The sequence below is a fragment of the Belnapia rosea genome, from assembly GCF_900101615.1.
Taxonomy (GTDB): Bacteria; Pseudomonadota; Alphaproteobacteria; order Acetobacterales; family Acetobacteraceae; genus Belnapia; species Belnapia rosea.
The window spans coordinates 45,186-71,031 of record NZ_FMZX01000008.1 but is presented as its reverse complement, the minus strand read 5'-3'; the positions used below and the strand labels follow the sequence as shown (position 1 = coordinate 71,031).

Genomic DNA, 25,846 nt, shown 5'->3' with positions numbered 1-25,846 from the left:
GTCATGAACACCATGGATCAGCCCGCCCCTTTCGCCGGCCTCGACGCCGGCATGCTGGGCATGTCCCAGCGGCTGCCGCCCTCCAACCTGCAGGCGGAACAGGCGCTGCTCGGCGCCCTGCTGGCCAACAACAAGGCCTATGAACGGGTTTCCGAGTTCCTGGCCCCGGAGCATTTCGCCGATGCGGTGAACGGGCGCATCTTCCGTGCCATCCAGCGGCGGATCGAGGCAGGGCAGCTGGCCGACGTGGTCACGTTGCGGCCGGAATTCGAGCATTCCGGCCTGCTCGACGAGGTGGGTGGGCCGGCCTATCTGGCCCAGCTGCTCTCGGCGATGATCGGCATCATCAATGCCGGCGAATATGGCCGGATGATCCATGACGCCTGGCTGCGCCGCCAGCTGGTGGATGCCGGCGAGGAGGTGGTGAACCGCGCCTATGGGGCCGAGCCCGAGCTCGATGCCAAGGCGCAGCTCGAGGCCGCCGAGCAGCGGCTCTTCGACCTCGCCAAGGATGGCGGCTCGGAGGGGGGCTTCGTCACCTTCGAGCGGGCGCTGACCGATGCGGTGCTGGCCGCGGAACGGGCCTTCTCGACCCCCGGCGGTGTCTCCGGCCTCTCCTCCGGCTTGCGCGACTTCGACGCGAAGACCGGTGGCCTGCATGGCTCGGACCTGCTGATCCTGGCCGGCCGCCCCGGCATGGGCAAGACGGCGCTCGCCACCAAGGTCGCCTTCGGTGCTGCCCAGGCCCTGGTGCGGGAGGCGCAGGAGAAGGGCGAGGGGGTCCAGCCGCGCGGCACGGTCGCCATCTTCTCACTGGAGATGAGCGCCGACCAGCTCGCTACCCGGTTGCTGTCCGAGGCATCGCGCATCTCGGGCGACAAGATCCGCCGCGGTGACATCTCGCAACGCGACTTCGACCGGTTCGTCGAGGTGAGCCGGGAGCTGGCGACGCTGCCGCTAGTCATCGACGACACGCCCGCCATCACCATCTCCGCCCTTCGTACCCGCTGCCGGCGGCTGAAGCGGACGCGGGGGCTGGAATTCATCGTGGTGGACTACCTCCAGCTCATGCGCCCGGCGGCGGGGACGCGGCCGGAGAGCCGGGTGCTGGAGATCTCCATGATCACCCAGGGGCTCAAAGCCATTGCAAAAGAGCTGGCGGTGCCGGTGATGGCGCTTTCCCAGCTCTCCCGCGCGGTGGAACAGCGGGAGGACAAGCGGCCCCAGCTCTCCGACCTCCGAGAATCCGGCTCGATCGAGCAGGATGCCGACATGGTCATGTTCGTCTACCGCGATGAATATTACGAGGCCCAGCGTGCGCCGAAGCAGGTAGCGCATGAGAGCGAGGACAAGTTCCAGGAGGCGCTGAACCAGTGGCAGCAGCGCATGGAGGCGGTCCACAACCGGGCCGATCTCATCATCGCCAAGCAGCGCCACGGCCCGACCGGTACCGTGCCGCTCTTCTTCGAGGCGGAGTTCACCCGCTTCGGCGACCTGGACCAGGCGCATATCGGCCATGACGGGTATTGAGGCCGTCCTCACCGTCGACCTCGGGGCGATCGCCGCCAACTGGCGGCAGCTCTCGGCCGCGATGCCCGGGGCCGTCGCCGGGGTGGTGAAGGCGGATGGCTATGGGCTGGGGGCCGGGCCGGTGGCCCGTGCCCTGCTGGCCGCCGGGTGCCGGCACTTCTTCGTGGCGCATCTGGCGGAGGGGATGGCGGTGCGGGAAGCGCTCGGCCCCGGCCCGATGGTCGCGGTGCTGAACGGGTTCCCGCCCGGCGCGGATGGTGCCGCCGGCCTCGTGCCGGTGCTGAACGGGCTGCCGGATGTGGCGGCGCGGACCGCAGCGGCACGGGCGGGCGGACAGGCGCTGCCCGCCATCCTGCATGTCGATACGGGGATGGCGCGGCTCGGCCTCGATGCCGGGGAGCTGGAGCGGGTGGCGGCCGATCACAGGCTGCTGGCGGGGCTCGACCTGCTTTATGTGATGACGCATCTGGCCTGCGCCGATGTGCCGGAACACCCGCTGAACGCCGCGCAGGCCGCGCGCTTCGCCGCCATCCGCACGCGGCTGCCCGCGATGCCGGGGAGCTTCGCCAACTCCTCCGGCCTCTTCCTGGGCCCGGATTTCGGCAGCGACCTGGCGCGGCCAGGCTGCGCCCTCTACGGGATCAACCCCACGCCAGGGCGGCCGAACCCGATGCGGCAGGCGGTGGGGCTGGAGGCGCCGATCCTGCAGGTCCGGGAGATTCCGGCGGGCACGCCGGTGGGCTACGGGGCGAGCTGGACCGCCGCCCGGCCCTCCCGGATTGCCACGGTTGCCGCCGGGTATGCGGATGGCTACCTTCGCGCCCTCTCGGGGCGGGCCGCCGGCATCCTCGCCGGTCGGCCCGTGCCCCTGGTTGGCCGGGTGTCCATGGATCTGATTACCTTCGACGTGACGGATGTGCCGCTGCCTTCGCCCGGGGACCGCATCGGCCTGATCGGGCCGGGACGGACGCCGGACGACTTGGCCGCCGAGGCGGGCACCATCGGCTACGAGATCCTGACCTCGCTCGGCGCGCGCTACCGCCGCGACTATCGCGGCGCCTGATGGCGGCCATCCTGCTCGATCCCTTGGCGGCTATCGGCCGCGCGACGCTCGGCGCCTGCCGGACGGTGGGCGACGTCGCCCTTTTCGCGCTGGAGGCGGTCAGCCATCTGGTGCGGCCGCCCTTCTATGGCCGGCTGTTCTGGCATGCCTTCATCGAGGTTGCCTGGTTCTCCCTGCCCGTGGTGGCGCTGACCGCGGTCTTCACCGGCATGGTGCTGGCGCTGCAGAGCTATACCGGCTTCGCCCGCTTCAACGCGCAGAGCGCCATCGCCAGCGTCGTCGTCATCTCCCTGGTGCGGGAACTCGGCCCGGTGCTGGCGGCGCTGATGGTGGCCGGGCGCATCGGCGCCAGCTTCGCCGCCGAGATCGGCACCATGCGCGTCACCGACCAGATCGACGCGCTGACCACGCTCTCGACCAACCCGATGAAGTACCTGGTCGCCCCGCGGCTGCTGGCGGCGACCATCGCCCTGCCGCTGCTGGTACTGGTGGCCGATGTGCTCGGCGTGATGGGCGGCTGGCTGATCGGCACGCTGAAGCTCGGCTTCGTCTCGGCCGCCTATCTGAAGTCCACCTTCGACTTCCTGCAGACGGGCGACGTGATCTCGGGCCTCGTCAAGGCGGCGGTCTTCGGCTTCATCATCGCGCTGATGGGGACGTGGTGCGGCTATCGCAGCAAGGGCGGCGCGCAAGGCGTGGGCGGGGCGACGACGTCGGCGGTGGTCGCCTCCTCCATCCTCATCCTGGCGCTGGACTACGTGCTCACCGAGATCTTCTTCGCGCAATGAGCACAGCCAATACTCCCAAGATCCGGATGCGTGGCGTGAAGAAGGCCTTCGGGCCGAAGCGCGTGCTGGATGGTGTCGACCTGGATGTGGCGGCGGGGCAGGGGATGGTGATCCTCGGCGGCTCCGGCTCCGGCAAGTCGGTCACCATCAAATGCATCCTCGGCCTGATCGAGCCCGATGAGGGCGTGATCGAGATCGATGGCGTCGATGTGCTGAAACTGCCGCGGCGGGAGCGGGAGTCGCTTGGCGACCGCATCGGCATGCTGTTCCAGAATGGCGCGCTCTTCGACAGCCTCCCCGTTTGGGAGAATGTCTGCTTCAAGCTGCTGGCGCAGAACCGCATCACCCGCGCCCAGGCGCGCGACAAGGCGGTGGAGGTGCTGGCGCAGGTGGGGCTGGCCGAGACGGTCGGCGACCTGTCCCCCTCCGAATTGTCGGGCGGGATGCAGAAGCGCGTGGCGCTGGCGCGCGCCATCGCGGCGCAGCCGGACATCATCTTCTTCGACGAGCCGACCACGGGCCTCGACCCGATCATGGGCGCGGTGATCGACGGGCTGATCGTCGATTGCGTCCGCAGGCTGGGCGCGACGGCCGTCTCCATCACCCATGACATGGCGAGCGCCCGGCGGATCGGCGAGACGGCGGCGATGATCCATAAGGGCCGCATCGTCTGGACGGGGCCGGCGGGCAACCTCGGCCATAGCGGCAATGCGATGGTCGACCAGTTCGCCAATGGCGAGCGGGAAGGGCCGATCCAGATGGAATTGCGGCGGTAGGCATCGCTGGACACGGGCTCGCCCCCGGGCGTTCACTCCCTCTTCCAGGAGGAAAACGCCATGATGACACCATCCGAGCGCGAGCAGGTGAAGGCCGACCTGCAGGCCTATGTCGCCAACAATGGCCTCAGCATCCACGACTTGGCCGCACGCATGAAGGCCGCCGGCCGGAAGGTCGATGCCAAAGTCCTGCACCGCTTCCTCGATCGCGGCTTGCTGGTCGATGACGCGGTCCTGACGGTCTACCGGGGTTTCGTCGACCATCCGGGCTGAGTGCCGCCGCCGCTTTTCCTCGCTTTCCGTCCGGTTGCCGGCGCATCCTCCCCGCGCCGGGCGGCGCCCCAGGCGTCGCTTTGGCCAAAGCCACGCTAGGGAGGAACAAATCATGCACGATCTGACCCGCAGGGCGACGTTCGTCCTCGGCGCCGCGGCGCTTGCCGGCCCGGCCTTCGGTCAATCCGCCATTCCGCGCCGCGATGTCGCGCCGCCGCGCCTGCCGCCGGAGCAGGGGGCGAGTCTCCGCATCATCCGCCCGGCGCGCTTCGTCGAGCCGGATGAGGTGATCTTCCGGCGCAACGCCCAGGCCTTCCAGGACCGGTACAACATCCCCGTCCGGGTGGATTTCGTCGGCTGGGAGGATATCCGGCCGCAGACCGCGGTCGTCGCCAATACCGGGAGCGGGCCGGACATCGTCATCGGCTGGGCCGACGACCCGCATATCTATGCGGACAAGATCGTCGAGGTTTCGGACATCGCCGAGTATCTCGGGCAGCGCTATGGCGGCTGGATGTTCCTCGCCGAGAAATACGGCAAGAAGGACCGGTCGCAGACCTGGCTCGGCCTGCCGATCGGCGGGAATATCGGCCCGGCCAATTACCGCCTGTCCGCGCTGAAGCAGGCCGGCTTCGACGCCATTCCGCAGGACCATGCAAATTTCCTGAAGCTCTGCCAGGCGCTGCGCCAGGCCGGCAAGCCGGCGGGCTTCGCGCTCGGCAACGCGGTGGGTGACGGCAACGGCTTCGCGAACTGGCTGCTCTGGTCGCATGGCGCCATGCTGGTCGATGAGGACGGCAAGGTCGCCATCAACAGCCGCGAGACCGTCAACGCGCTGACCTACCTGAAGGAGCTCTACCCGACCTTCATCAACGGCACGCTCTCCTGGTCGGACACCTCCAACAACCGGGCCTTCTCGGCGCAGGAGATCTGGCTGACGGCCAATGGCGTCTCACTCTACTTCGCCGTCAAGAACGACCCGAACACCCGCGCCATCGCCGAGGACATGGACCACGCGCTGATGCCGCGCGGCCTCGCCAGCGCGCCGCCGCATTCGGCGACGGTGATGAACGCCATGGTCTTCCGGCACACGCGCTACCCGAACGCGGCCAAGGCCTTCCTCGCCTTCATGATGGAGGCGGAGCAGTACGACCCATGGCTGCTCGGCTGCCTCGGCTATTGGGCGCACCCGCTGAACGCCTACAAGCAGAGCGCCGTCTGGACTTCCGACCCGAAGCTCGCCGTCTTCGCCGATACGATGAACATGCCGTTCTGGAGCGGCTACCGGGGGCCGATCAGCCTCGCCTCCGGCGCGGTGGCGGCGGATTACGTGCTGATCCAGATGTGCGCCTCCGTCGCCTCCGGCCAGGCGACGCCGGAGGCCGCGGCGCGCGAGGCGGAACGACGGGCCAGGCGCCATTATCGGGGCTGAGGCGACGGGGCGGCGGCTTGCAGTGGCCGCCGCCCGCTGCCTAACATATCAGGCAGGAGGATCCGTCATGCCCCTGCAACTGACCCCGCTCCACCCGCTCTTCGCCGCCGAGGTCTCGGGCGTCGATCTGCGGCAGACCCCGGACCCCGCGCTCTGCGCCGAGATCGACCGGGCGATGGACCGCTATGCGGTGCTGGTGTTCCGCGACCAGCACCTCGATGACGACCAGCAGATGGCCTTCGGCGAGGCCCTCGGCCCGCTGGAGCAGACCCGTGGCGTCGTCGATGCCCATAAGATGCGGCTGAAGCACAAGCAGATGGCCGATATCTCGAATATCGACCTCGACGGGAAGCTGCTCGCCGCCGATGACCGGCGGCGGATGTTCAACCTCGGCAACCAGCTCTGGCACAGCGACAGCAGCTTCAAGGCGACGCCGGCCAAATACTCCATGCTGCATGCCCGCAGCGTCCCGCCTGAGGGGGGCGACACCGAATTCGCCGATATGCGTGCCGCCTGGGACGCGTTGCCGGCCAAGATGCAGGCCAAGATCCGCGACATGGTGACGGAGCACAGCCTGATCTTCTCGCGCGGCCAGCTTGGCTTCACCGACTATACCGAGCAGGAGCGGCTGGACTTCGCCCCGGTGCCGCAGAGGCTGGTGCGCTGGCACCAGGGCTCGCAGCGGCATTCGATCTACCTCTCGTCGCATATCGGCCGGATCATCGGCTGGCCGGTGCCGGAGGCGATGGCGCTGATCCGCCAGCTCCTCGAGCACGCGACGCAGCGGCAATTCGTCTATGCCCATCAATGGCGGCAATGGGACCTGGTGATCTGGGACAACCGCAGCACCATGCATCGCGCACGGCCCTATGACGACCACACCTATCCGCGCGACATGCGGCGGGTGACTCTGATGGATGTCGCGCCGACGCTCGAGCAGCAGATGGCGGCCTGAAGCGGCTTCCGTTCGCGTTGGCTCACGAAAGCCGCTCTGGCTTGTTGGTTGATCGAGCAAATGCTTCCGGTCAGGTGATTCCACCGGATCGGAGTTTGCTCTGGTCAGCGCCGCCGCTCGAGCCGGTCGAATTCCGAGGCGACCATGCCGGCGGCCTCGGCGGTGCGCGGCAGGCGGGGCATGGTGGACAGGCGTTGCAGCGTGCCGGCCGGGCCGGCAGCGAAGGCCGGGCTGGCGAGCGCCGCCTCCGCGCGCGCCCGGCTGCCCTCGCGCAGCGCCGTCGCGGCGCGGCGGAGGCCGGTGATGACCATCTGCGGGTCGGCGCCCGGCGCGATGCCGAGATAGCCGCGCATCTCCGCCTGCGCCGTCTGCAGGCTCTGCAGCACGGCCGGGTTCACCTCCGGCGCGTAGCGCGGGTTGGTGGCCAGTTCCTGGGTCAGGAACTCGACCTGCTCGGCGGCGACCGCGGCCTCGGCCGGCTGGCCGGCCCAGCGGCTGGTGTCGCCGAGGTTGCGCGGGGCATAGAGCGCCGCGCCGCGCACCGGGTCGCCCAAGCCGCCCAGGTATTCCGCGCTCGGGTCGGTGGCGCAGCCGGCCAGCGCCAGCAGCATCGCCAGCATCACGAGGCGCGGAGCGCGAGCACCCCGGCGTGGATGCAAGCGTTCCGGTACCGTTGGAACGCAACGGAGTGTGACCATGCGCGGCATCCTGCTTTGGCTCCTCGGGATTCCCATCCCGATCCTCATCCTGCTCTACCTGTTCAACATCCTGTAGTCAGCCCGGAGCGTCCCGGCGCACCCGCCGGAAGCGCTCCGTCCAGGGCGTGGCGAGCGGACCATGCCCGCGGGCGATGCCGCCTCCTGGCGATCCGCGCTAACCCAGACGACTGACGGCGAAGACCAGCAGCGCCGCCGCGCCCAGCAGCGCGGCGGCAAGTCGTGGCGAGCCGAGGCGGGGCGCAGGGGCGTCCGCCGGCAGGGTCTTCCGCCCGGTGACCATGGGCCGCACCAGGTCATGCCCCTTCAGCAGCGCATAGGCGCCGACCGCCAGGATATGCAGCGAGGCGGCGAGCAGGATCAGGTTGAAGATGCGGTGGTGCAGGCCGGTCAGCCAATCGCTGGTCTCGGCGGGGATGGATTTCGCCAGCGGCCCGTAATCGCCATAGCCGCTATCGGCGAAGAGGCCGGTGACGGGCTGGGCCAGCAGCAGGCCGAGCAGAACCAGCACCATCCAGCCCCCCGCGGCATTGTGGCCGATCTCGCGGTCCGGCTCCGCCTTCGGGAAGTCCCGCAAATGGGCCAGTGCGGCGAGCGGCGAGCGGAGGAACCGGGTGAAGCGTGCCGTATCCGAGCCGAGGATCCCCCAGGCGAGGCGGAACAGCACCAGCGTCAGCACCGCATAGCCGGAGAGGTAATGCGTCTGCATCCAGCCATTCTGGATGCTGGCGTAGGACAGGCCGATCAGAATGACGATCGACCAGTGGACCAGGCGGACCCACCCATCCCACACCTTTACCCGCCGCATCGCTCCAGCGCTCATGCCGCCCAACCCTCTCCATAAGCCCGGGGTAGCATAGCATGGCCGCCTGCACGCTAGCGGCGCGGGCCCCGGCTCGGGCAGGATGGGCCGGATGAGCATCGATCTCCTTCTTCCCTGGCGCGGCGTGGCAGCGGCGCTGGTGGTGTCGCTGGCCTGGGCCGGGCTGTTCCGCCTGCTGCGCCGGAGTGAGCTGGCCGGGCTCGGGGCGGGGATCGGCCTGGCGGTGGGCTGGATCCTGGCGCTCGGCCTGTTGACCGGCACGCCGCGGCAATTGCCGGAGCGGCTGCCGGCACTCGCCATCGGCGGGGCGCTGCTGGGCTTCGTGCTGGCGGTGCTCGGACGGCGCGGGGTGGTGGCGGTGCTGCTGGCCTCGCTCGGCCTGCTTGGCGCGGCCTGGTGGCTGGCGGGTGGACCGCTGACCCCGGCCGATCTGCGGCGGTCCATGCTGCCGCTGCTCGCCCTGGCGGCGCTTGGCGCGGCGGGGCTGCTGGCCCTGCGCGGGCCGGTCAGCGCGGCCGTGGCGATGGCACTGCTCGCGGCGGGGGCCTGGATGTTCGGCCCACCCGGGCCCTGGTTCCTGCTGGCGCTGGCCGGGCTGGCGGCGGCGATCGGCGCACTGCCTGGCGGAAGTTGGGGGCCGGCGGCGGCGCTGCCGGTGGCGATCGGCCTCGCGGCGCTGGCGGCGGGGCCGGTGCTGGCCCGTGGCAGTACGGCGGATTGGCTGGTGGCGGCCGCGCCCTTCGCCGCGCTCTGGCTCGGCCCTGCGCTGGGTGGCCGGATCGGTGGCCGGGCCGGGGAGCCGGTCGGCTGGGCGGTGGCCGGGCTGCTCCCGCTTATTTTCGTTTGGTTATGGCATCGCAGCCACTGACCTCGGGCGGCCGTTCAGATTATGGTAACACCCGGTGACCGGGTGATATCAAAATGCGTCCGTGGCGCGGAGTGGCGGCATGAGGTGGCTGGGCCTGAGCGGGCTGGCACTGGCGGCGCTGGCGGGCGGCATCTGGATGCTGCCCGAGGCGCCGCGGCCTGAGGCCGGGCCGGCGGCGCAGGCCAGCCCCACCCCGGTGCCGGCGGCACCCGCCCCGCAACCCACGCCCCAGGCCGAGCGTGCGGCCCCCATCCGGCCACGTTTCGATGTCGCCCGCGTCGGCGCCCGCGGCATGCTGGTCACGGCAGGTCGCGCCGCGCCGGGGGCGGAGGTGACGCTGCTCGAGGGTGGCCGGGAGATTGGCCGCGCTCGGAGCGACGGACGTGGCGAATGGGTGATCCTGCCCGCCGAGCCGCTGGCGCCCGGCATGCGCGAATTCTCGCTGCTCGCCCGCCTCGGCGGTGCTGAGCCGGTACCCTCCGAGGATACCCTGCTGCTGCTGGTGCCGGAGCCGCCGGTGGCCCTCGCCGCCGCTGCGGCTTCCCCCTCTGCGATGGCCATGCTGCTCCCATCCACCGCCGGTGGCGCCGTGCAGCCGCGCATGCTGCAGGGCCCGGCCGAGGCGGCGCCGGAGCGCGGGCGCCTCGGCCTCGACGTGGTGGATTACGACGAGGCGGGTGGTATGCGCTTCGCCGGCAGCGCCCCGCCCGGGGCCAGGCTGCGCATCTATGTCGGGCCGGAGCATGCCGGGGATGCGGTGGCGGATCCGGCCGGGCGCTGGAGCCTGGTGCCGGGGCAGCAGCCGACGCTGGGGCGCCATGTGCTGCGGGTGGATCAGCTGGCCGCCGCCGGCACGGTCGCCGCGCGGATCGAGCTGCCCTTCCAGCGCGAGGCGATCCCCGACGACATGCTGCGGGACGGGCGGGTAATCGTCCAGCCGGGCTACAGCCTGTGGCGGATCTCCCGCAAGATCTATGGCCGCGGCCCGCGTTACACGGTGATCTATGCCGCGAACCGCGAGCAGATCCGCGACCCGCATCGTATCTATCCTGGCCAGGTCTTCGCCGTGCCCGAGGGCACGCCCCCAGGCGTACCCCAGGGCGTGCCGCAGACCGAATCCAGCCGGTCGAGATAGGGGTCGAGCGCAAGGGCGAAGCGCACCATGGCGGCCACCAGATCGACCGCCGTGGGGGGCTCCGGCAGGGGGGCGGCGGCTTCCAGCATCACCCGATGGTCCGGCAGCAGGCGGGCACGCCAGCCGGGCGGCAGGCTGCCGGCCAGGGTGGCGATGGTCTCGAAGGCGCCGGGCCGGTCTGCCCTTGCCTCCGCCGTGGAGGGGATGCGGGCCGCGACGGCGGCGAGATGCACCTCCTCCGATGTCAGGGCCGCCTCGCAGCGCCGGCCGCGCCAGGCGAAACGCATGGCGGGGCGGAGGCCCGGTACCCGGGGCTGCAGGGTGCCGTCCCGTTCGACGGCGAATGGACCGAGGGTGAGGTTTGGCATGCCATGCAGCTTGCCGCAGCGACATGAACGCACCATAAACCCGCGCCATGGCGCTCGGACAAAGTTTGCGGCTCGTGCTGGCCTCGCCCCATCGGGCCGGCTACCCCTTCATTGCGATCGGCGTGGCCGTGGCGGTCCTCGGCGGGCTGCTGCTGGGCAGCTGGCTGTTCTGGCTCGGCCTGACCTTCACCCTGTTCTGTCTCTACTTCTTCCGCGACCCGCGACGCGTGGCGCCCGATCGGGAGGGGCTGGTGGTGGCCCCGGCGGATGGGCATGTGGTCAGCGTCATGCCGGCGGTGCCGCCCGCCGAGCTTGGCCTCGGCCCGGCGCCGCGCTGGCGCGTGGCGATCTTCCTCTCGGTGCTCGACGTGCATGTGAACCGCGCGCCGGTGGCCGGCCGCGTCACGCGCATCGCCTATCGCCCCGGCAAATTCCTCAGCGCCAATCTCGACAAGGCGAGCGAGGACAATGAGCGGAACGCCATCGCGCTGCGCCTGCCGGATGGGCGGGATGTGGCCGTGGTGCAGATCGCCGGGCTCGTGGCGCGGCGCATCCTCTGCGACATCCGCGAGGGCGACAGCGTGCAGGCGGGCGAGCGCTTCGGCATCATCCGCTTCGGCAGCCGTACCGATGTGTACCTGCCGGAGGGCATCCGCCCGATGGTCGCGGTCGGCCAGACCATGATCGGCGGCGAGACGGTGCTCGCCGACCTGAACCCGGCGCGGCTGCCGCTGTGAACGGGCCGCGCTTCCGGGGGCGGCTGCGGCGGCTCCGCCCGCGCACCCGGCCGCGCTACAAGGGACCCTCCTTCAACCGGCTGATCCCGAACATCATGACGATGCTCGGCCTTTGCGCCGGGCTGACGGCCATCCGCTTCGCCTTCGACGCGCAGTGGGAGAAGGCGGCGGCGCTCATCGTCGTCTGCGCCGCGATCGATGCGCTGGACGGGCGGCTCGCGCGGCTGCTCAAGGCGACCAGCCGCTTCGGCGCTGAATTCGATAGCCTGTCCGACTTCCTCTGCTTCGGGGTGGCGCCGGCGCTGATCCTGTTCCTCTGGACCCTGCATGATGCGCGGGGGCTCGGCTTCACGCCCTGCCTGCTGTTCGCCGTCTGCTCGGCGCTGCGGCTCGCGCGGTTCAATGCCGCGATCGAGGATGCGCCGGCATTGCCGCTGGCGGGGCCGCCGCCGAAACCGGCCTATTCGCAGAATTTCTTCACCGGCGTGCCGGCCCCCGCCGGGGCGGGGCTGGCGCTTTTTCCCCTGTTCGCGGCGCTGCTCTTCGAGGGTTGGGGCTGGATCAGCCTTGCCGGCGCCGTCCGCCACCCGGCCTTCTCCGGCCTGCTGCTGGTGGTGGTCGGCGGGCTCATGGTCTCGACGCTGCCGACCTGGAGCTTCAAGAATTTCAAGGTGCCGGCGGATTACGTCCTGCCGCTGCTGCTCGGCATCGGTGCCTATGTCGCCATGCTGCTGACCGAGCCCTGGGCGGCGCTGGCGGCGGGCGGCTTCATCTATGGCGGCATGCTGCCCTTCTCCGCCCGCAGCTACCGCCGCCTGAAGCGCGAGGCGGAGGCGATGCTGGAGCCGGCGATGGTCAGCAGTGAGGAGCAGGGCTGAGCCCGGGTTCGCCCGCCGCTTCCGGGCTTCCCCGGCATCGGGTAGCAGGCTAGGCTTTCCGCCGGAATGGTGGCCGCAGAGCCGCCCGATGCCATCGGAGGGACCTGCCATGACGACTGTTCCCCGCGCATCCCTGCGATGAGCGAGCCCGAACTCTTCACCGTCGAGATCAACGGCTTCCCGACCCGGGTCTGGCGGAAGGGCAGTGGCGCGCCGCTCGGCTTCCTCGCCGGCTTCGGCGGACTGCCGCGCTGGATCCCCTTTCTCGACCGGCTGGCGGAGACGCGCACCGTCATCGTTCCCTCCCTGCCGGGCTTCCCGGGCGGCGACCGGGGGCATAGCGTGCTCGACAGCCATCTCGACTGGGTGCTGGCGGTGCGGCAGACCATCCTCGCCGCCGGCCTCGACGGGGCGGATCTGGCGGGCAGCTCGGTCGGCGCCTCCATGGCGGCCGAGATGGCGGCGATCTGGCCCAATTCGGTCCGCAAGCTGGTGCTCTCCGCCCCCTTCGGCCTGTTCGAGGATGACGACCCTCCGGCCGACCCCTGGGCCCAGCGTGGCGACCAGGTGCCGGCTCTGATGTGCGCCGATCCTGAGCGGTGGCGGGCGCTGAAGGCGATGCCCGAGGGGGCCAATTCGGTCGAATGGCCGATCGAGCAGACCCGTGCCTCCGAGGCGGCGGCGCGCATCTTCTGGCCGCTCGGCAATACGCGGCTCGAGCGGCGTCTGCCGCTGATCTCCTCGCCGACCCTCGTCCTCTGGGGCGAGCAGGACCGTCTCATGCCGCCGGCCTATGCCGGGCGCATTGCCGCGCGGCTCGCCGGGCCGAACGAGGTCCGCCTCATCCCCGGTGCCGGCCACCTGGCCGAGCTCGACCGGCCGGACGAGGTCGCTTCCGCAATCCTTTCCTGGACAGGCTGAACCCATGCCCATCGATCCCGGCGCGCAGCGCGTCCTCGACCTGATCCGCGAGATGGGCCGCCCGCCCATCCACACGCTGAGCCATGAGGAGGCACGCGCCGCCTCGGCCAAGTCCCGCGCCGTGCTGCAGCCGGAGCCGGAGGCGGTGGCCGAGGTGGAGGACCTGACCTGCCCCGGCCCGCTCGGCCCGATCCGACTGCGCCGCTACCGCGCGGCCGGCACCGAGGCCGGCGAGGCACTGCCCTGCCTGCTCTTCCTGCATGGCGGCGGCTGGGTGATCGGCGACCTCGACAGCCATGACCAGCCCTGCCGCCTGCTGGCCAATGCGGCGCGCTGCTGCGTGATCGCCGTGGATTACCGGATGGCGCCGGAACACCCCTATCCCGCCGCCGTCGAGGACAGTGCCGCGGCGCTGCGCTGGGTGGTGGCGAATGCCGCGCAGCTTCGCATCGACGCGGCCCGGCTGGCGGTCGGTGGCGACAGCGCCGGCGGCAACCTCGCCGCGGTGCTGGCGCTGATGGGGCGCGACGGCAGCGTGCCGGCGGTCGGCTACCAGATGCTGCTCTATCCGGCCACCGACATGGCGGCGAACCGCCCGGCCTATGAGCGCTTCACCGAGGGGCTGATCCTCACCGACAAGACCATGCGCTGGTTCATCGACCATTACGTGCCGGAGCCGAAGCGGCGCTACGAGTGGCAGGCCTCGCCGCTACGGGCCAACAGCCTGGCCGGCACGCCGCCCGCCTTCGTCATGACGGCGGGCTATGATCCGCTGGTGGATGAGGGTACCGCCTATGCGCGGCGGCTGGAGGAGGACGGGGTGCGGGTGACCTACCTGCACCTCGCCGACCAGATCCATGCCTTCCTCACCATGGGCAAGTTCATCCCCGCCTCGGCGCTGGTGCTGCGGCAGGCAGCCTTGGCGCTGGCGCATCACTGGCAGCCGGAGGCCCCGCTGTGAGCGCGGCCAAGGGCATGCTCGACGGCAAGTCGGCGCTCGTCACCGGCGCCGGCTCAGGCATCGGGCGGGCGACGGCGCTGGCCTTCGCGCGCGAGGGCGCCTGGGTGGCGGCGGCCGACCAGACGCTGGAGGCGGCGCAGGGCACCGTCGCCGCCATCGAGGCGCAGGGCGGCCAGGCGGTCGCCATCGCCTGCGACGTGACGGATGACGCGGCGGTGGAGGCCATGGTGGCGGCTGCGGTCGCCGCCTTCGGCGGGCTCGACTGCGCCTTCAACAATGCCGGGATCGCGCCACACCAGGTGAATGCGACGGGCGTGCTCGCCGCCGACCTGGCCGAGGCGTCCTGGCAGCGGCTGCTGGACGTGAACCTCACCGGCGTCTGGCGCTGCCTGCGGCATGAGGTGGCGCAGATGCGGAAGCAGGGTGGCGGCGCCATCGTCAACACCGCCTCGATCGCCGGGCTGCGCGGGCTACCGGGGGCGGCCGGCTATGTGGTCGGCAAGCATGGCGTGGTAGGGCTGACCAAGGCGGCCGCGATCGACCATGCGGCCGAGAACATCCGGGTGAATGCCGTCTGCCCCGGCTATATCGAGACGCCGATGACCGAGGAGTCGATGCGCCGCCGGGGGGACAAGATCATCGCCCGCACCGCGCTCGGCCGCTTCGGCCAGCCGGGTGAGATTGCCGAGGCGGTGGTCTGGCTCTGCTCCGACCGGGCGAGCTTCGTCACCGGCTCGAATTGGACGGTGGATGGGGGGTATTCGGCGATCTGAACCGGTTCCTCAGCGGGATGGCGGCGAGCGAGAGGGCCGCCAGCCCGCAGAGCGCGCCGAGAATCTGCGGCGTCAGGATGGAGCGCAACTCGAGCGGCCCGCCCGAATCGAGCACCGAGCCAAGCCCGGCGCCGGAGAGGGCGAAGACGGCGGTGCCCGGCAGGATCCCGAAGAAGGTCGTCACCGCATAGACCGGTAGCCGCACCCCGACGAAGGCCGGCACCAGGTTGACGAGGAAGAAGGGAAAGAGCGGCACCAGCCGCAGCACCAGCAGGTAGGACCAGGCATTGCGGCGGATGCCCTCGGCCAGCCGCCCCGCGCGCTCGCCAAGGCGGTCGAGCGCGGCCTCGCCGAAGATCGCCCGGGCGAAGAGGAAGACGAGGACGGCACCGAGGGTGGCGCCCGTCACCGCCAGCAGCGTGCCGGCGAGCGCACCGAAGAGGAAGCCGCCCGCCAGGGTCAGGATGACGGCGCCGGGCACGGAGAAGGCAACGGCCGCCGTGTAGAGCGCGACATAGGCGAGCGCGGCGCCGAGCCGATGCCCCGCGACCCATCCGGTAAGCTCCGCCCGGTGATTGCGCAGCGTCTCGAGCGAGAGCAGGTCACCGAGGCCGGTGAGGCGCAGGCCGAGGATCAGCGCGACGGCGCCGAGGGCGAGCCAGAGTCGGCGGTCCCGCAACCAGCGAATGGGCTAGATTTCCAGCCCGGCGAGCAGGAAGAGGCCGAACAGCACCACGATCACGAGGGCGCTTCCGATCGTATAGCGCAGGGTGCTGGTCTTGCCGCTGTCGCCGTAGCGGGTGGTGGCGCGGATGGGCTCGATGAGCATCGGCAGGGTCCTCGGGGGCGATCCAAGTATCAGCGGTTAACGACCGCAGGCCACCCTGGCTGGCAGCCTGGGGTCAATATATAACCTCAGGCTGCAAAAACCTACACCGATTCCCGCCCTGCGGCGTGGTTCCCCAGCATAACTGCAACGCCTTACTGCTAAGAAGGTGTAAATGCGGTTCGTCATATGGTTGCGGCGGCAGGTTGGGCCATACATCATGTCGATGGTTCGTTGGGGACAGCTCGACCGTGGAGCGTGAAGTCGCAAGGGTGGCTGCTGCCTGCGATCTGAGGGCCTTTCGCTATATCCCCTTTCCGGCCGTTGTCTTCGACCCGGTCCCCATCGCGCCTGAGCCGGAAGCTGTGGAGGAAGCTCCGGCGCCTGCCGCCCCTGACCTGGTGACCGCCGCGCCGCCCGAGCCGGTGACGGCCCCGGGCGCGCCTGTCCCCATACCACCGCCCGAGCCCGTTGCGGCCCAACCGGCCGTGGTGGTCGCGGTGCCGGCTGCGCATCGCCCGTCGCCTCCGCCCCTTCCATCCCCGCCGGTCGCCGAGCCGCTGCCTGCCGCTGCCGCGGCGCCGTCGCTGCCCGAGCCGAGGCCGCAGCCGGTCGCCCCCCCGTCACCGCCCCGGCGCTGGGACGAGGTGGCGCCCCGCCCGCAGGGTGGGGGCGCCCGGCGCTATCGCATGCTGCAGGAGATCGGCACCGAGCCGGAACCTGAGGCGCCCTCGGCTCTCCCGTCCGGCGTCCCGGCCTCCGGCCGGCCGGCGCCGCGCCCGGCCATGCCGGCGCTCGGGCGGTCGCCGGCCGCTGCCCCGCTATCGCCGCCCTCCCATTCACCCCGGCCGCGCGGCACGACGCCGCGGCGTGCCTGGCCAGGCTAAAGGCCATCTGCCGCCATGCCACTGATCGCTTTCGTCTCGCCCAAGGGAGGGGTCGGCAAGACGACCCTCGCGGCCCATGTCGCGGCGCTGCTGGCGCAACGCGGCCATCAGGTGCTGGCGATCGATCTCGACCCGCAGAATGCGCTGCGGCTGCAATTCGGCCTGCCGCTGCGCGAGGAGTCCGGCTTCCTCGGCGAGATCACGCGCCGCCCGCTCTGGCGGCAGGCAATGATCGAGACCGGCTACGGCGTGCGCGTCCTGCCCTATGGCACGGTCGACCCTCTGGCCGCGCTCGAGACCGCGCAGGCGCTGCAGGCCGAGCCGGAGCTGCTGGTCGGGCCGGTACGCGAGATGCTGGCCGACCCGGAGCGGATCGTCATCCTCGACAGCCCGCCCGGCCCGACGTCGGCGATGAGCGCCCTGCTGCCCCTGGTGGACCTCATGGTGGTGGTGCTGCTGGCCGACGCGGCCAGCGCGGCGCTGATCCCGCAGATCGCCAGCAACCGCTGGCTCGGCCGCGGCCGGCTGGCGACGCGGGCGGGGGAGCGGGGCGTGGTGGTGCTGAACCAGGTGGATCTCGATGCGCCGCTGGCCAGCGCGGTCTTCGACGGTGCGGCGGAGACGCTGGGGGCGCGGCTGGTCGGTGCGGTATGCCGCGATGAGGCGGTGGCCGAGGCGCTGGGCGACAAGCGCATGCTGCTCGACGCGCGGGACGGCCCCGCGGCCGAGGACCTGCGGGCCGTCACCGATGCCATTGCCGCACGGCTGCGACTGGCCGCCCCGGGCCAGCAAGGGCGGCGACGCGGCAGCTTCGCCGCCTTGAGCGACTGGGGCCTGCGATGAGCGCCACCGTCTTTCCTGCCCCGCCGAGCCTCCGCCATCAGTTGTTGCGGGCCCTTCTCGTCACCCTCGGCATCCTTGGCTGCCTCATCTACATCACCCTGCCGATGCAGGCGGAGCAGCAGGCGGTGCTGACCACCGGCGGCATCATCGCCTTCCTGGTGCTGAACCGCTTCCAGTCGCGCCGGATGGGGCTGGTGCTGGTGGTGATGTCGATCACCATCACCTTCCGCTACCTGTACTGGCGGGCGACGGACACGCTGGAATTCGAGACCATCCCGCAGATCGTGCTCGGCGTCCTGCTCTTCCTCGCCGAGCTCTATGCCGGCCTGCTGATGGCGCTGTCCTACCTGCAGACATCCTGGCCGCTCGACCGCAAGCCGGTGCCGCTGCCGGCCGACCCGAGTACATGGCCAAGCATCGACGTCTACGTGCCCTCCTACAACGAATCGCTCGACCTGGTGCGGCCGACCGTGCTGGCGGCGATGGGCATGGACTGGCCGCGGGACAAGCTGAACGTCTACATCCTCGATGACGGTCGCCGGCCCGAATTCCGCCGGTTCGCCGAGGAATGCGGCTGCGGCTACATCATCCGCCCGGACAACAAGGGCGCCAAGGCCGGCAACATCAACCACGCGCTGCGCTACACGAAGGGCGACTTCATCGCCATCTTCGACTGCGACCACGCGCCGACCCGCTCCTTCCTCCAGCTCACCGTGGGCTGGCTGGTGCGGGATGCGCGGATCGCCATGGTGCAGACGCCGCACTACTTCTACTCGCCCGACCCGTTCGAGCGGAACCTGGCCCGCAAGCGCCCGGTGCCGAATGAGGGGCTGCTGTTCTACGGCGCCATCCAGCCGGGCAACGACCTGTGGAACGCCGCCTTCTTCTGCGGCTCCTGCGCCGTCATCCGCCGCACCGCGCTCGAGGAAGTGGGCGGCGTGCCGCATATCACCGTGACCGAGGACTGCCACTGCTCCCTGCTGATGCAGAAGCGCGGCTGGCACACCGCCTATATCCGCCTGCCGCTCGCCTCCGGCCTCGCCACGGAGCGCCTCTCGCTGCATGTCGGCCAGCGGATGCGCTGGGCGCGCGGCATGATGCAGATCATGCGGCTGGAGAAGACCATCGTCGCCGAGGGCCTCGGCTGGTGGCAGCGGCTTTGCTACTTCATGGGCGGCTTCGGCTTCCTCTTCGCCATCCCGCGCCTCATCTTCCTCACCTCGCCGCTCGCCTTCCTCTTCTTCGGCGAGAGCGTGATCGCGGCGAGCCCGCTCGGCATCATCGCCTATGCGGGGTCTCACATGTTCCACGCGGTCGCCACCACGGCGCGGCTGAACGGCAAGCACCGCCACTCCTTCTGGTCGGAGATCTATGAAGCCTCGCTCGCCTGGCAGCTCATTCCCGTGACCTTCAAGACCCTTTGGGACCCGACCAAGGGCAAGTTCAACGTGACGGACAAGGGCGGCATGGTGGAGGAGGGCTATCTCGACCTGCCGACCGTGATGGCCATGGTGGTGCTGACCGGGCTGCTGCTGGTCGGCCTCGTCATCGGCATCGTCGGCATCATCATCACCGACAGCTCCACCCTGGAATTCCGCGCCTACCTGCTGAACACCATCTGGGCGGCGCTCTGCGTCATCCCCGCCTCGGCCGCCGTCGCCGTCGGGCGCGAGCGGGAGCAGATGCGCGTCCGTGCCCGGACCGACGCGGTGGTGCCGGCGACCCTGAAGCTCGCCAGCGGCGAGAGCATCCAGGCGCATACCTCGAACATCTCCCTCTCGGGCGCGCGCATCACCCTGGCCCGCCCGCTCGGCACCGCCGATGGCGACCGCGCGACGGTGGCCTTCGAGACCTGCGGCGAGGTGATCGAGGTGCGGGCCGAGGTGCTGCGCTGGGTGGATGACGAGGTCTTCCTCCGCTTCATGGTGGAGACGCTGGCCGATGAGGCCGCCGTCGCGCGTGTCTTCTTCGGCCGGCCGGATGCCTGGCTGCACTGGGACGACTGGCCCGTGGACAAGCCGCTGCGCTCGCTCGCCAATGTCGTGCTGGCGACGGCCGATGCGGTGTTCCGCAAGTACCGGATCGCCTTCCCGAACAAGCCGGTGCAGCGGCCCGCCCCCGCCGGCGCGGCGGCGCCCCAGCCGGCCCGCGTCTCCGACGTGGTGGAGCCGCGGCGGCGCCCGGTGGCGGCGGCCGTCACCGGCCTGCTGCTCGGCCTGGTGAGCTTCGCCTCCGCCGCGCTGGCGCAGCCGCTGCCCTCGCTCGCCCCGGCGCCCGGCCCGGCCGCGCGCCCGGCCTTCGCGGAGCCGGCGGATGGCGTGCGGGAGATCCGCCCGACGCTGCGCGAGCTCGGCCTTGGCGGGCCGATGCAGCTGCGCGGCATCTCCGACCTGCAGGGCGTGCAGTTCGGCCTGCGCGCCGATGAGGTGGTGACCGAGGCGCGGCTCTCCGTCTCGGGCGGCACCTCGCCGTCGCTGATCCCCTCGCTGTCGCAGATCGCCATCTCGCTGAACGAGCAATTCGTCGGCACCATCCCGGTCGATCCGGCGAAGCAGGCCTTCGGGCCGCTGGAATTCCCGCTCGACCCGCTGTTCTTCAGCGAGATCAACCGGCTGAATTTCCGCTTCTCCGGCCGCTACGCGGTGGAGTGCAACGACCCGCTCTCCGGCCTGCTCTGGGCGACCGTCTCCGACCTCTCGACCGTGACCATGCGGATCGAGCGCCTGCCGCCGCAGCGCGACCTGGCGCGGCTGCCGGAGCCGCTCTTCGACCGCCGGGTGTTGCGCGGCACGCTGACCCTGCCGGTGGTGCTGGCCGAGAATGCCGGCCCGACCGCGCTGCGGGCCGCGGCCATCGCCGCCTCCTGGTTCGCCGTGCAGGCGGACTACCGCGGCGCGACCTTCCCGGTGGAGCGCCGCGCGCCCGCCCGGGGCGACGCGCTGGTGCTGGCGGTCGGTGCCGATGGCGTGCCGGGCCTTGCCCTCCCGCGTTTCGAGGGGCCGACCATCGCCCTCGTCGCCAACCCCGCCGACAGCTTCGGCACGCTGCTGGTGCTCGGCGGCCGGACCGAGGCGGAGGTGGCGGCCGCCGCCTCGGCGCTCGCGGTCGGCCGTGCCGCGCTGGCGGGGGAGATGGCCCGCGTCTCCCAGCCCACCGTCGCGCCACGCCAGCCCTATGACTCGCCGCGCTGGGTGGCGACCGACCGGCCGGTGACACTCGGCAGCCTGGTCGAAAAGACCGAGTTGCAGGGCAACGGCTATGCGCCGGCGCCCATCCGCGTACCGCTGCGCACCGCGCCCGACATCCTCACCTGGCGCAATGGCGGCTTCCCGGTCAGTCTGCAATTCCGCGCGCCGCCGGGCCCGGTGGTCGACATCTCCGCCTCGCGGCTCGACGTCTCGGTCTCGGAGACCTACCTGCGCTCGCTGCCGCTGGCGCCGGGCGAGATGTGGTGGCCGATCGAGGCGGTGCGGCGGCGGATCTTCGGCGACCCCGAGATCCGCCACGGCAGCGCGACCGTGCCGCCCTACCTGCTGCTCGGCCGGGACGAGCTGCAGCTGCGCTTCGACCTCCGCCCGCTGGCGCGCGGCGACTGCGTGGCGACGCCGGGCGACCTGCGCGCCAGCGTGGAGCCGGAGAGCACGATCGACCTCAGCCGCATCCACCGCTATGCGCGGATGCCCAATCTCGGCTTCTTCGCCTCGGCGGGCTTCCCCTTCACCCGCATGGCCGACCTCTCCGGCACTGCGGTGCTGCTGCCGGAGCGGCCGACGGCGACCGAGACGCAGGTCTTCCTCGACCTCGTCGGCCAGCTCGCCGTCATCGTCGGCCTGCCCTCGACCGGGCTGCAGGTGGTGCATGGCAACGGGCTGTCCTCCGTCGCCGGGCGCGACCTGCTGGCGATCGGCCCGCTCGGCCGGCTGCCCGCGCTCGGCACCCTGCTGAAGGAGACGCCGGTGCGGATGGAGGGCGAGCGGCTGGTGCTTGCCCTGCCGGATGCGCTGCAGGATGTGCGGGCGGTCTTCCTCGGCGATGCGACCCGGGGCGAGCGCAACCGCGCCGCCGCGGCCATCGCTGATGGCGGCGAGGGGATGGGCGCCATCATCGGCGCCGAGAGCCCGCTGCAATCGGGCCAGTCCATCGTCGCCATCACCGGCGCGACCCAGGCCTCGGTCGCCGCCATGGCCGGCGCCCTGCGCGACCCGGTGCAGTCCCGCCGCATCCAGGGCGATGTCGTCGTGATGTCGGGTGGCCCGGTCACGGCGTACCGCGCCATGCCGCGCTATGAGACCGGCGACCCCGCCTGGTGGCTGCTGCCGCAGATCTGGTTCGGCAACCATCCGGAGCGCGCCCTGCTGCTCCTTCTGGCCGCGGCCCTGGCGATGGGCGGCTGCTTCTACTGGATGCTGCGGCGCCGGGCGGCGATGCGGCTCCGCGCCCGTACCCCCGTCGAGAAGGCCCACTGAGATGCGGACCCGGATGGCTCCCTGGGCCCTGGCGCTGCTGGCGCCCGCCGCCAGCCTGGCCCAGCCGGCGGTGACGCCGGCCGCACCGGCGGCCGATGCCCCTGCCCAGTCCCAACCCCAGGCCAGCCTCGCGCCCACGCCAGCCGCCGGCCGGGCGGGGGTGGAATTGCTGATCCGGCAGGCCGAGCGCTGGCTGGGCCAGGACCGCGCCGATCTCGCCGCCCTCTCGATCGAGCGGGCGCTGGCGGCCGAGCCGAACAACCCGAACGCCCTCGCCGTCGCCGCCCGGATCGAGGCGGCCCGCGACAACCGCAGCGCGGCAGCCACCTATCTCTCCCGGCTGCGCGCCGCCGGCGCCACGGAGGAGCAGCGCAGCCAGGTGGACAACGCGGTGCGCGGCGCCAGCATCGACCGCGGCGCGCTGGATGCCGCCCGGCAACTGGCACGGGATGGCAAGGCGGCGGAGGCGGCGGCGCGCTACCGGTCGCTGTTCGGCCCGGCCGGGCCACCCGAGCAATTCGCCCTTGAATACTACCAGACCCTCGCCGGCACCGAGACGGCGGGCGAGGAGGGGCGGCGTGGGCTCGCGCGGCTCGCCGACCGCCCGAATGCGGATGCGCGCTCGCGCCTCGCCTATGCCCAGACCCTGACCTACCAGCCGGGCACGCGGGCCGATGGCATCCGCCGCCTGTCGGAGCTGGCCGACCAGCCCGGCATCGGCACCGACGCGCGGCGGGCCTGGCGGCAGGCGCTGATCTGGGGCATCGGCGACCCGGCGGCCTCGCCGCAGATCGATGCCTATCTCCAGCGCTTCCCCGATGATGCCGAGATGCGCCGGCGGATCGAAACGGCGCGCGCCTCGGCGCCGCCGCCCGACCCCGGCTCCGAGGCGCGGCGCGAGGGCTTCGCCCGGCTCGACAGCGGCGGGCTGCGCGACGCCAACCGGCAATTCGAGACCGCCATCGCCGCCAACCCGAATGATGCCGACTCGCTCGGCGGCCTCGGCATCGTGCGGCTGCGCGAGGGCAAGACGGCGGAGGCGCGGGCGCTGCTCGAACGCGCCATCGCCGCCGACCCGGCCCGCGCGCCGCAATGGCAGCGCGCCCTGGATGGCGCGAGCTATGGCGCCGAGCTGGCCGAGGGCCGTGCCCTGCTGCGTGCCGGCAAGCTGGACGAGGCGGATGCCGTGCTCCGCCGTGCCAGCCGCCGCGAGGCGGAGGACAAGACCGATGCCGAGGTGGCGCTCGGCGAGCTGGCGCTGAAGCGCAACGACCCGGCGGCGGCGGAGCAGCGCTTCCGCACCGCGCTCGGACGGCGGCCGAATTTCGTGCCGGCGCAGACCGGGCTCAACCAGGCGCTGCGGGCCCAGGGACGGCTCAGCGAGCTGGTGCCGGTCTCCGCCCCGCGCCCGGTGCTGTCGCCCAACGAGACCCAGGCGGCGCAGCTCCGTGAGGAGGCAGCGCGCAGCGCCGACCCGGTCGTCGCCAGCACGCTGCTGCGGAATGCGATGGCGCTGGTGCCGAACGATCCCTGGGTGCGGCTCGACCTCGCCCGGGCGCTGCGGCGCGAGGGCCGCGCCGGCGAGGGCCGCGCCCTGGTGGAGGAGCTGGCGGCGCGCCAGTCCACTACCGAGGCCGTCATGGCCGCGGCGCTCTTCGCCGATGAGGAGGGCCGCGCGGCGGATGTCGAGGCGCTGATCAACCGCATCCCGCCCGGCCGGCGCAGCGCCGACATGGCGCGGCTGCAGCAGCGGGCGCGGGCCGGCGCGGAGGTCGCCCGCGCGGCCGATATGCTGCGGGCCGGCAATGTCGAGGGGCGGCAGCGGCTGCTGATGCTGGCGGCGCGGCCGGATCCCTCAGGCGCGACCGCCGCTGCCGTCATCCGCGCCTTCGCCGCGGTCAATGACCGCTTCGGCGCGGCCGAGGCCGGGCGGGTCGGCCAGACGGTGAACCGCAGCGGCGGGGCGCGGGCGCAGCTTGCCATCGCCGGCGCGTTGCTGGCCGCGGGGCTCGAGGCGGAGGCCGGGGCGTTGGCCGATGCCGCCGACCAGTCGAGCCTGCCGGCCGACCAGCGGCGCGACCTTGCCTCGCTCCGCACCGGCATCGCCATCCGCGCGGCCGACCGGCTGAACGAGGCGGGCGACCAGGCGGGGGCCTTCGAGCGGCTGCGGCCGGCGCTGGCCGCCAATCCGGACAGCCCGGAGCTGCGCCTGACCCTGGCGCGGCTCTACCAGGGTGCCCGGCGCCCGGCCGAGGCGATGCGCCTGGCCGAGCAGGTGCTGGCGCGGGACCCGCGCGACCTCGATGCGCGGCGGAGCGCGGTGGATGCCGCCGTCGCCGCGGGCGACCGTGCGCGGGCCGAGGCGCTGGTGGCGGAAGCCCAGGCGCTGGCGCCGCAGGATGCGCGCGCGACCCTGCTGGAGGCCCGCGTGGCCCGCGCCTTCGGCCAGGACACACGCGCGCGGAGGGCATTGGAGCTGGCCGCGGCGCAGCGGCAGCAGGAGGTCGCGCGGCCGGTCACCATGGCCCAGGCCGGTGGCGCCACGCCTGTCTCCTTTCCGGGCATGGAGAATCCCTTCGCCCGTGGCGGCCTTGTTCCCACGCCGGGGCGGGCGCCCTTGGTCGCGCTGCCGAGCGACCCGGTGGCGCAGGACATCGCCACGCAGCTCGCCGCGATCGAGGAGGAGACGGCGCCGCGGGTGACGAGCACGGTCGGCGGCCGGGCAAGGTCGGGCTCGCGCGGGCTGGACCGCTTGAACGAATTGTCGGGCTCGGTGACGGCATCGGTCACGCCGGGGGCGCTCGGCGGGCGGTTGAGCGCCACCATCAGCCCGGTGACGATCGACAGCGGCAAGCTCGGCACCGACGAGAATACGCGGCGGCGCTTCGGCACCAACCTGATCAGCGGCAACCCCGCAGGCTCGGGGACGAGCACGGCCTCCGGCGTCGGCTTCTCGGTCGGCTATACCCGCTCCGACTGGCTGAAGGCGGATGTCGGGACGACGCCACTCGGCTTCCACACCACGAGCCTGCTGGGCGGGATCGAGCTGGCGCCGGCCGTGACCGACAATCTCCGCCTGCGCTTCACCGGCGAGCGGCGGGCGATCACCGATAGCCTGCTGTCCTGGTCCGGGGTGCGGGACCCGGTTCAGGGGCGGTATTGGGGCGGCGTGACGCGCTCCGGCGGGCGCGGCCAGGTCGAGGTCCCGGTCGGGCGCGGCTATATCTACGCCGGTGGCGGCTATGCCATCTACGAGGGCGACCAGGTGGCGCGGAACAGCCGGACGGAGGCGGGGCTCGGCCTCGGCTATCCGATCATCCGCGAGGGCGACACGGAACTCACTGCCGGCGTCGACCTGGTCTACTTCGCCTTCGACAAGAACCTGCGCCACTTCACCTATGGCCAGGGCGGCTACTACAGCCCGCAGAGCTACACCGCGATCAACTTCCCCGTGGATTACCGCAGCCGGATCGGCGACTTGAGCTACCGGGTGGGTGGGACGATCGGCTACGTGAACTGGCGGGAGAACGAGTCCGACCTCTACCCGAACAACCCGGACATGCAGGCGCGGGCGGTGGCCCTGTCGCGCACCGACCCGACCGTGTCGGCGCGTTATCCGGGCCAGTCGACGAGCGGGTTGATCGGCGGCATCCGGGCGGATCTCGACTATGCGCTGACGCCGCGGCTCAGCCTGGGCGGGGCGCTCCGCTACGACAAGGCGGCGAATTTCGACGAGACCCGCATCCTGTTGCGGCTGAACAACCGGTTCTGATCCTCCCGGGCCTCGATGGCCTGCCCTGGCCGTCCACGGCGGGGAGGCGAGGCGT

Annotated in this window: 22 protein-coding genes; 17 read left to right on the top strand and 5 right to left on the bottom strand. The window is 71.7% G+C overall.

The window, feature by feature from the left end:
* Positions 1 to 3: 3 nt before the first annotated feature.
* From BLR02_RS15090 to BLR02_RS15060, 7 genes are all read left to right on the top strand, one after another.
* Positions 4 to 1,530 (top strand): replicative DNA helicase, encoded by a 1,527-nt coding sequence (locus BLR02_RS15090; protein WP_090568500.1) that lies wholly within the window; start codon positions 4 to 6, stop codon positions 1,528 to 1,530.
* The gene (gene alr, locus BLR02_RS15085) at positions 1,517 to 2,593 is read left to right on the top strand and encodes an alanine racemase (protein WP_090663781.1); all 1,077 of its coding nucleotides are present in this window, start codon (positions 1,517 to 1,519) and stop codon (positions 2,591 to 2,593) included. The genes BLR02_RS15090 and alr overlap by 14 nt, the downstream gene beginning before the upstream one ends.
* Positions 2,593 to 3,381 (top strand): MlaE family ABC transporter permease, encoded by a 789-nt coding sequence (locus BLR02_RS15080; protein ID WP_090568506.1) that lies wholly within the window; start codon positions 2,593 to 2,595, stop codon positions 3,379 to 3,381. Before alr ends, BLR02_RS15080 begins: the two co-directional genes overlap by 1 nt.
* A complete protein-coding gene (locus BLR02_RS15075) occupies positions 3,378 to 4,157 on the top strand; it encodes an ABC transporter ATP-binding protein (protein ID WP_090568509.1) in 780 nt (259 codons plus the stop codon). Before BLR02_RS15080 ends, BLR02_RS15075 begins: the two co-directional genes overlap by 4 nt.
* A 60-nt stretch (positions 4,158 to 4,217) precedes the next feature.
* Positions 4,218 to 4,430, top strand: a complete 213-nt coding sequence (locus BLR02_RS15070) for a hypothetical protein (RefSeq protein WP_090568512.1) — start codon at positions 4,218 to 4,220, stop codon at positions 4,428 to 4,430.
* Positions 4,431 to 4,542: 112 nt separating this feature from the next.
* A complete protein-coding gene (locus tag BLR02_RS15065; RefSeq protein ID WP_090663780.1) occupies positions 4,543 to 5,862 on the top strand; it encodes an ABC transporter substrate-binding protein in 1,320 nt (439 codons plus the stop codon).
* A 67-nt stretch (positions 5,863 to 5,929) separates the two neighbouring features.
* Positions 5,930 to 6,817: a TauD/TfdA dioxygenase family protein gene (locus tag BLR02_RS15060; RefSeq protein ID WP_090568514.1), complete on the top strand. Its 888-nt coding sequence runs from the start codon at positions 5,930 to 5,932 to the stop codon at positions 6,815 to 6,817.
* 104 nt (positions 6,818 to 6,921) lie between these two features.
* On the opposite strand, the gene BLR02_RS15055 is transcribed toward BLR02_RS15060, so the two are convergent.
* The gene (locus BLR02_RS15055) at positions 6,922 to 7,437 is read right to left on the bottom strand and encodes a hypothetical protein (RefSeq protein ID WP_090663779.1); all 516 of its coding nucleotides are present in this window, start codon (positions 7,435 to 7,437) and stop codon (positions 6,922 to 6,924) included.
* A gap of 253 nt (positions 7,438 to 7,690) precedes the next feature.
* Positions 7,691 to 8,356, bottom strand: a complete 666-nt coding sequence (locus BLR02_RS15050) for a cytochrome b/b6 domain-containing protein (RefSeq protein WP_090663778.1) — start codon at positions 8,354 to 8,356, stop codon at positions 7,691 to 7,693.
* A 91-nt stretch (positions 8,357 to 8,447) separates the two neighbouring features.
* Between BLR02_RS15050 and BLR02_RS29525 the strand changes: the two genes are divergently transcribed.
* Complete coding sequence (locus tag BLR02_RS29525) at positions 8,448 to 9,224, top strand: hypothetical protein (protein WP_090663777.1); 777 nt, start codon at positions 8,448 to 8,450, stop codon at positions 9,222 to 9,224.
* Between the two features lie 79 nt (positions 9,225 to 9,303).
* On the top strand, positions 9,304 to 10,359 hold the full coding sequence (locus tag BLR02_RS15040) for a LysM peptidoglycan-binding domain-containing protein (protein WP_090663776.1): 1,056 nt from the start codon (positions 9,304 to 9,306) through the stop codon (positions 10,357 to 10,359).
* Here BLR02_RS15040 and BLR02_RS15035 read toward each other — a convergent pair.
* Positions 10,269 to 10,727 (bottom strand): hypothetical protein, encoded by a 459-nt coding sequence (locus tag BLR02_RS15035; RefSeq protein ID WP_090663775.1) that lies wholly within the window; start codon positions 10,725 to 10,727, stop codon positions 10,269 to 10,271. The two genes, BLR02_RS15040 and BLR02_RS15035, sit on opposite strands and share 91 nt — an antisense overlap.
* A 47-nt stretch (positions 10,728 to 10,774) precedes the next feature.
* Between BLR02_RS15035 and BLR02_RS15030 the strand changes: the two genes are divergently transcribed.
* The 5 genes from BLR02_RS15030 to BLR02_RS15010 all read left to right on the top strand — a co-directional run bounded on the left by BLR02_RS15030 (position 10,775) and on the right by BLR02_RS15010 (position 14,997).
* Positions 10,775 to 11,464, top strand: a complete 690-nt coding sequence (locus tag BLR02_RS15030) for a phosphatidylserine decarboxylase (RefSeq protein WP_090568531.1) — start codon at positions 10,775 to 10,777, stop codon at positions 11,462 to 11,464.
* Positions 11,461 to 12,342, top strand: coding sequence for a CDP-alcohol phosphatidyltransferase family protein (locus tag BLR02_RS15025; RefSeq protein WP_245704796.1), 882 nt, complete (start codon positions 11,461 to 11,463; stop codon positions 12,340 to 12,342). The genes BLR02_RS15030 and BLR02_RS15025 overlap by 4 nt, the downstream gene beginning before the upstream one ends.
* A gap of 138 nt (positions 12,343 to 12,480) precedes the next feature.
* Positions 12,481 to 13,263, top strand: coding sequence for an alpha/beta fold hydrolase (locus BLR02_RS15020; protein ID WP_176849589.1), 783 nt, complete (start codon positions 12,481 to 12,483; stop codon positions 13,261 to 13,263).
* Between the two features lie 4 nt (positions 13,264 to 13,267).
* Positions 13,268 to 14,224 carry an alpha/beta hydrolase gene (locus tag BLR02_RS15015; protein WP_090663774.1) on the top strand — a complete coding sequence of 319 codons (957 nt, stop codon included), beginning with the start codon at positions 13,268 to 13,270 and terminating at the stop codon, positions 14,222 to 14,224.
* Positions 14,221 to 14,997: an SDR family NAD(P)-dependent oxidoreductase gene (locus BLR02_RS15010; RefSeq protein ID WP_245704795.1), complete on the top strand. Its 777-nt coding sequence runs from the start codon at positions 14,221 to 14,223 to the stop codon at positions 14,995 to 14,997. Before BLR02_RS15015 ends, BLR02_RS15010 begins: the two co-directional genes overlap by 4 nt.
* On the opposite strand, the gene BLR02_RS15005 is transcribed toward BLR02_RS15010, so the two are convergent.
* Both BLR02_RS15005 and BLR02_RS29520 read right to left on the bottom strand, forming a co-directional pair.
* Positions 14,951 to 15,676 (bottom strand): TVP38/TMEM64 family protein, encoded by a 726-nt coding sequence (locus BLR02_RS15005; protein ID WP_090568541.1) that lies wholly within the window; start codon positions 15,674 to 15,676, stop codon positions 14,951 to 14,953. The two genes, BLR02_RS15010 and BLR02_RS15005, sit on opposite strands and share 47 nt — an antisense overlap.
* 12 nt (positions 15,677 to 15,688) lie before the next feature.
* Positions 15,689 to 15,826, bottom strand: a complete 138-nt coding sequence (locus BLR02_RS29520; RefSeq protein ID WP_176849588.1) for a hypothetical protein — start codon at positions 15,824 to 15,826, stop codon at positions 15,689 to 15,691.
* Between the two features lie 899 nt (positions 15,827 to 16,725).
* Here BLR02_RS29520 and BLR02_RS15000 point away from each other — a divergent pair.
* From BLR02_RS15000 to BLR02_RS14990, 3 genes are read left to right on the top strand one after another with little or no spacing between them, the layout of a single operon-like run.
* On the top strand, positions 16,726 to 17,553 hold the full coding sequence (locus tag BLR02_RS15000; protein ID WP_090663773.1) for a cellulose synthase operon protein YhjQ/BcsQ: 828 nt from the start codon (positions 16,726 to 16,728) through the stop codon (positions 17,551 to 17,553).
* Positions 17,550 to 22,019, top strand: coding sequence for a UDP-forming cellulose synthase catalytic subunit (gene bcsA / locus BLR02_RS14995; protein ID WP_090663772.1), 4,470 nt, complete (start codon positions 17,550 to 17,552; stop codon positions 22,017 to 22,019). Before BLR02_RS15000 ends, bcsA begins: the two co-directional genes overlap by 4 nt.
* A 13-nt stretch (positions 22,020 to 22,032) precedes the next feature.
* Positions 22,033 to 25,791: a cellulose biosynthesis protein BcsC gene (locus BLR02_RS14990; RefSeq protein ID WP_176849587.1), complete on the top strand. Its 3,759-nt coding sequence runs from the start codon at positions 22,033 to 22,035 to the stop codon at positions 25,789 to 25,791.
* Positions 25,792 to 25,846 lie beyond the last annotated feature (55 nt).

What these genes read in the sequence shown, in the direction of transcription:
- BLR02_RS15090 (WP_090568500.1), top strand. Translation starts at nt 4, where the DNA reads ATGAACACCATGGATCAGCCCGCCCCTTTCGCCGGCCTCGACGCCGGC.
- alr (WP_090663781.1), top strand. Translation starts at nt 1,517, where the DNA reads ATGACGGGTATTGAGGCCGTCCTCACCGTCGACCTCGGGGCGATCGCC.
- BLR02_RS15080 (WP_090568506.1), top strand. Translation starts at nt 2,593, where the DNA reads ATGGCGGCCATCCTGCTCGATCCCTTGGCGGCTATCGGCCGCGCGACG.
- BLR02_RS15075 (WP_090568509.1), top strand. Translation starts at nt 3,378, where the DNA reads ATGAGCACAGCCAATACTCCCAAGATCCGGATGCGTGGCGTGAAGAAG.
- BLR02_RS15070 (WP_090568512.1), top strand. Translation starts at nt 4,218, where the DNA reads ATGATGACACCATCCGAGCGCGAGCAGGTGAAGGCCGACCTGCAGGCC.
- BLR02_RS15065 (WP_090663780.1), top strand. Translation starts at nt 4,543, where the DNA reads ATGCACGATCTGACCCGCAGGGCGACGTTCGTCCTCGGCGCCGCGGCG.
- BLR02_RS15060 (WP_090568514.1), top strand. Translation starts at nt 5,930, where the DNA reads ATGCCCCTGCAACTGACCCCGCTCCACCCGCTCTTCGCCGCCGAGGTC.
- BLR02_RS15055 (WP_090663779.1), bottom strand. Translation starts at nt 7,437, where the DNA reads ATGCTGGCGATGCTGCTGGCGCTGGCCGGCTGCGCCACCGACCCGAGC.
- BLR02_RS15050 (WP_090663778.1), bottom strand. Translation starts at nt 8,356, where the DNA reads ATGAGCGCTGGAGCGATGCGGCGGGTAAAGGTGTGGGATGGGTGGGTC.
- BLR02_RS29525 (WP_090663777.1), top strand. Translation starts at nt 8,448, where the DNA reads ATGAGCATCGATCTCCTTCTTCCCTGGCGCGGCGTGGCAGCGGCGCTG.
- BLR02_RS15040 (WP_090663776.1), top strand. Translation starts at nt 9,304, where the DNA reads ATGAGGTGGCTGGGCCTGAGCGGGCTGGCACTGGCGGCGCTGGCGGGC.
- BLR02_RS15035 (WP_090663775.1), bottom strand. Translation starts at nt 10,727, where the DNA reads ATGCCAAACCTCACCCTCGGTCCATTCGCCGTCGAACGGGACGGCACC.
- BLR02_RS15030 (WP_090568531.1), top strand. Translation starts at nt 10,775, where the DNA reads ATGGCGCTCGGACAAAGTTTGCGGCTCGTGCTGGCCTCGCCCCATCGG.
- BLR02_RS15020 (WP_176849589.1), top strand. Translation starts at nt 12,481, where the DNA reads ATGAGCGAGCCCGAACTCTTCACCGTCGAGATCAACGGCTTCCCGACC.
- BLR02_RS15015 (WP_090663774.1), top strand. Translation starts at nt 13,268, where the DNA reads ATGCCCATCGATCCCGGCGCGCAGCGCGTCCTCGACCTGATCCGCGAG.
- BLR02_RS29520 (WP_176849588.1), bottom strand. Translation starts at nt 15,826, where the DNA reads ATGCTCATCGAGCCCATCCGCGCCACCACCCGCTACGGCGACAGCGGC.
- BLR02_RS15000 (WP_090663773.1), top strand. Translation starts at nt 16,726, where the DNA reads ATGCCACTGATCGCTTTCGTCTCGCCCAAGGGAGGGGTCGGCAAGACG.
- bcsA (WP_090663772.1), top strand. Translation starts at nt 17,550, where the DNA reads ATGAGCGCCACCGTCTTTCCTGCCCCGCCGAGCCTCCGCCATCAGTTG.
- BLR02_RS14990 (WP_176849587.1), top strand. Translation starts at nt 22,033, where the DNA reads ATGGCTCCCTGGGCCCTGGCGCTGCTGGCGCCCGCCGCCAGCCTGGCC.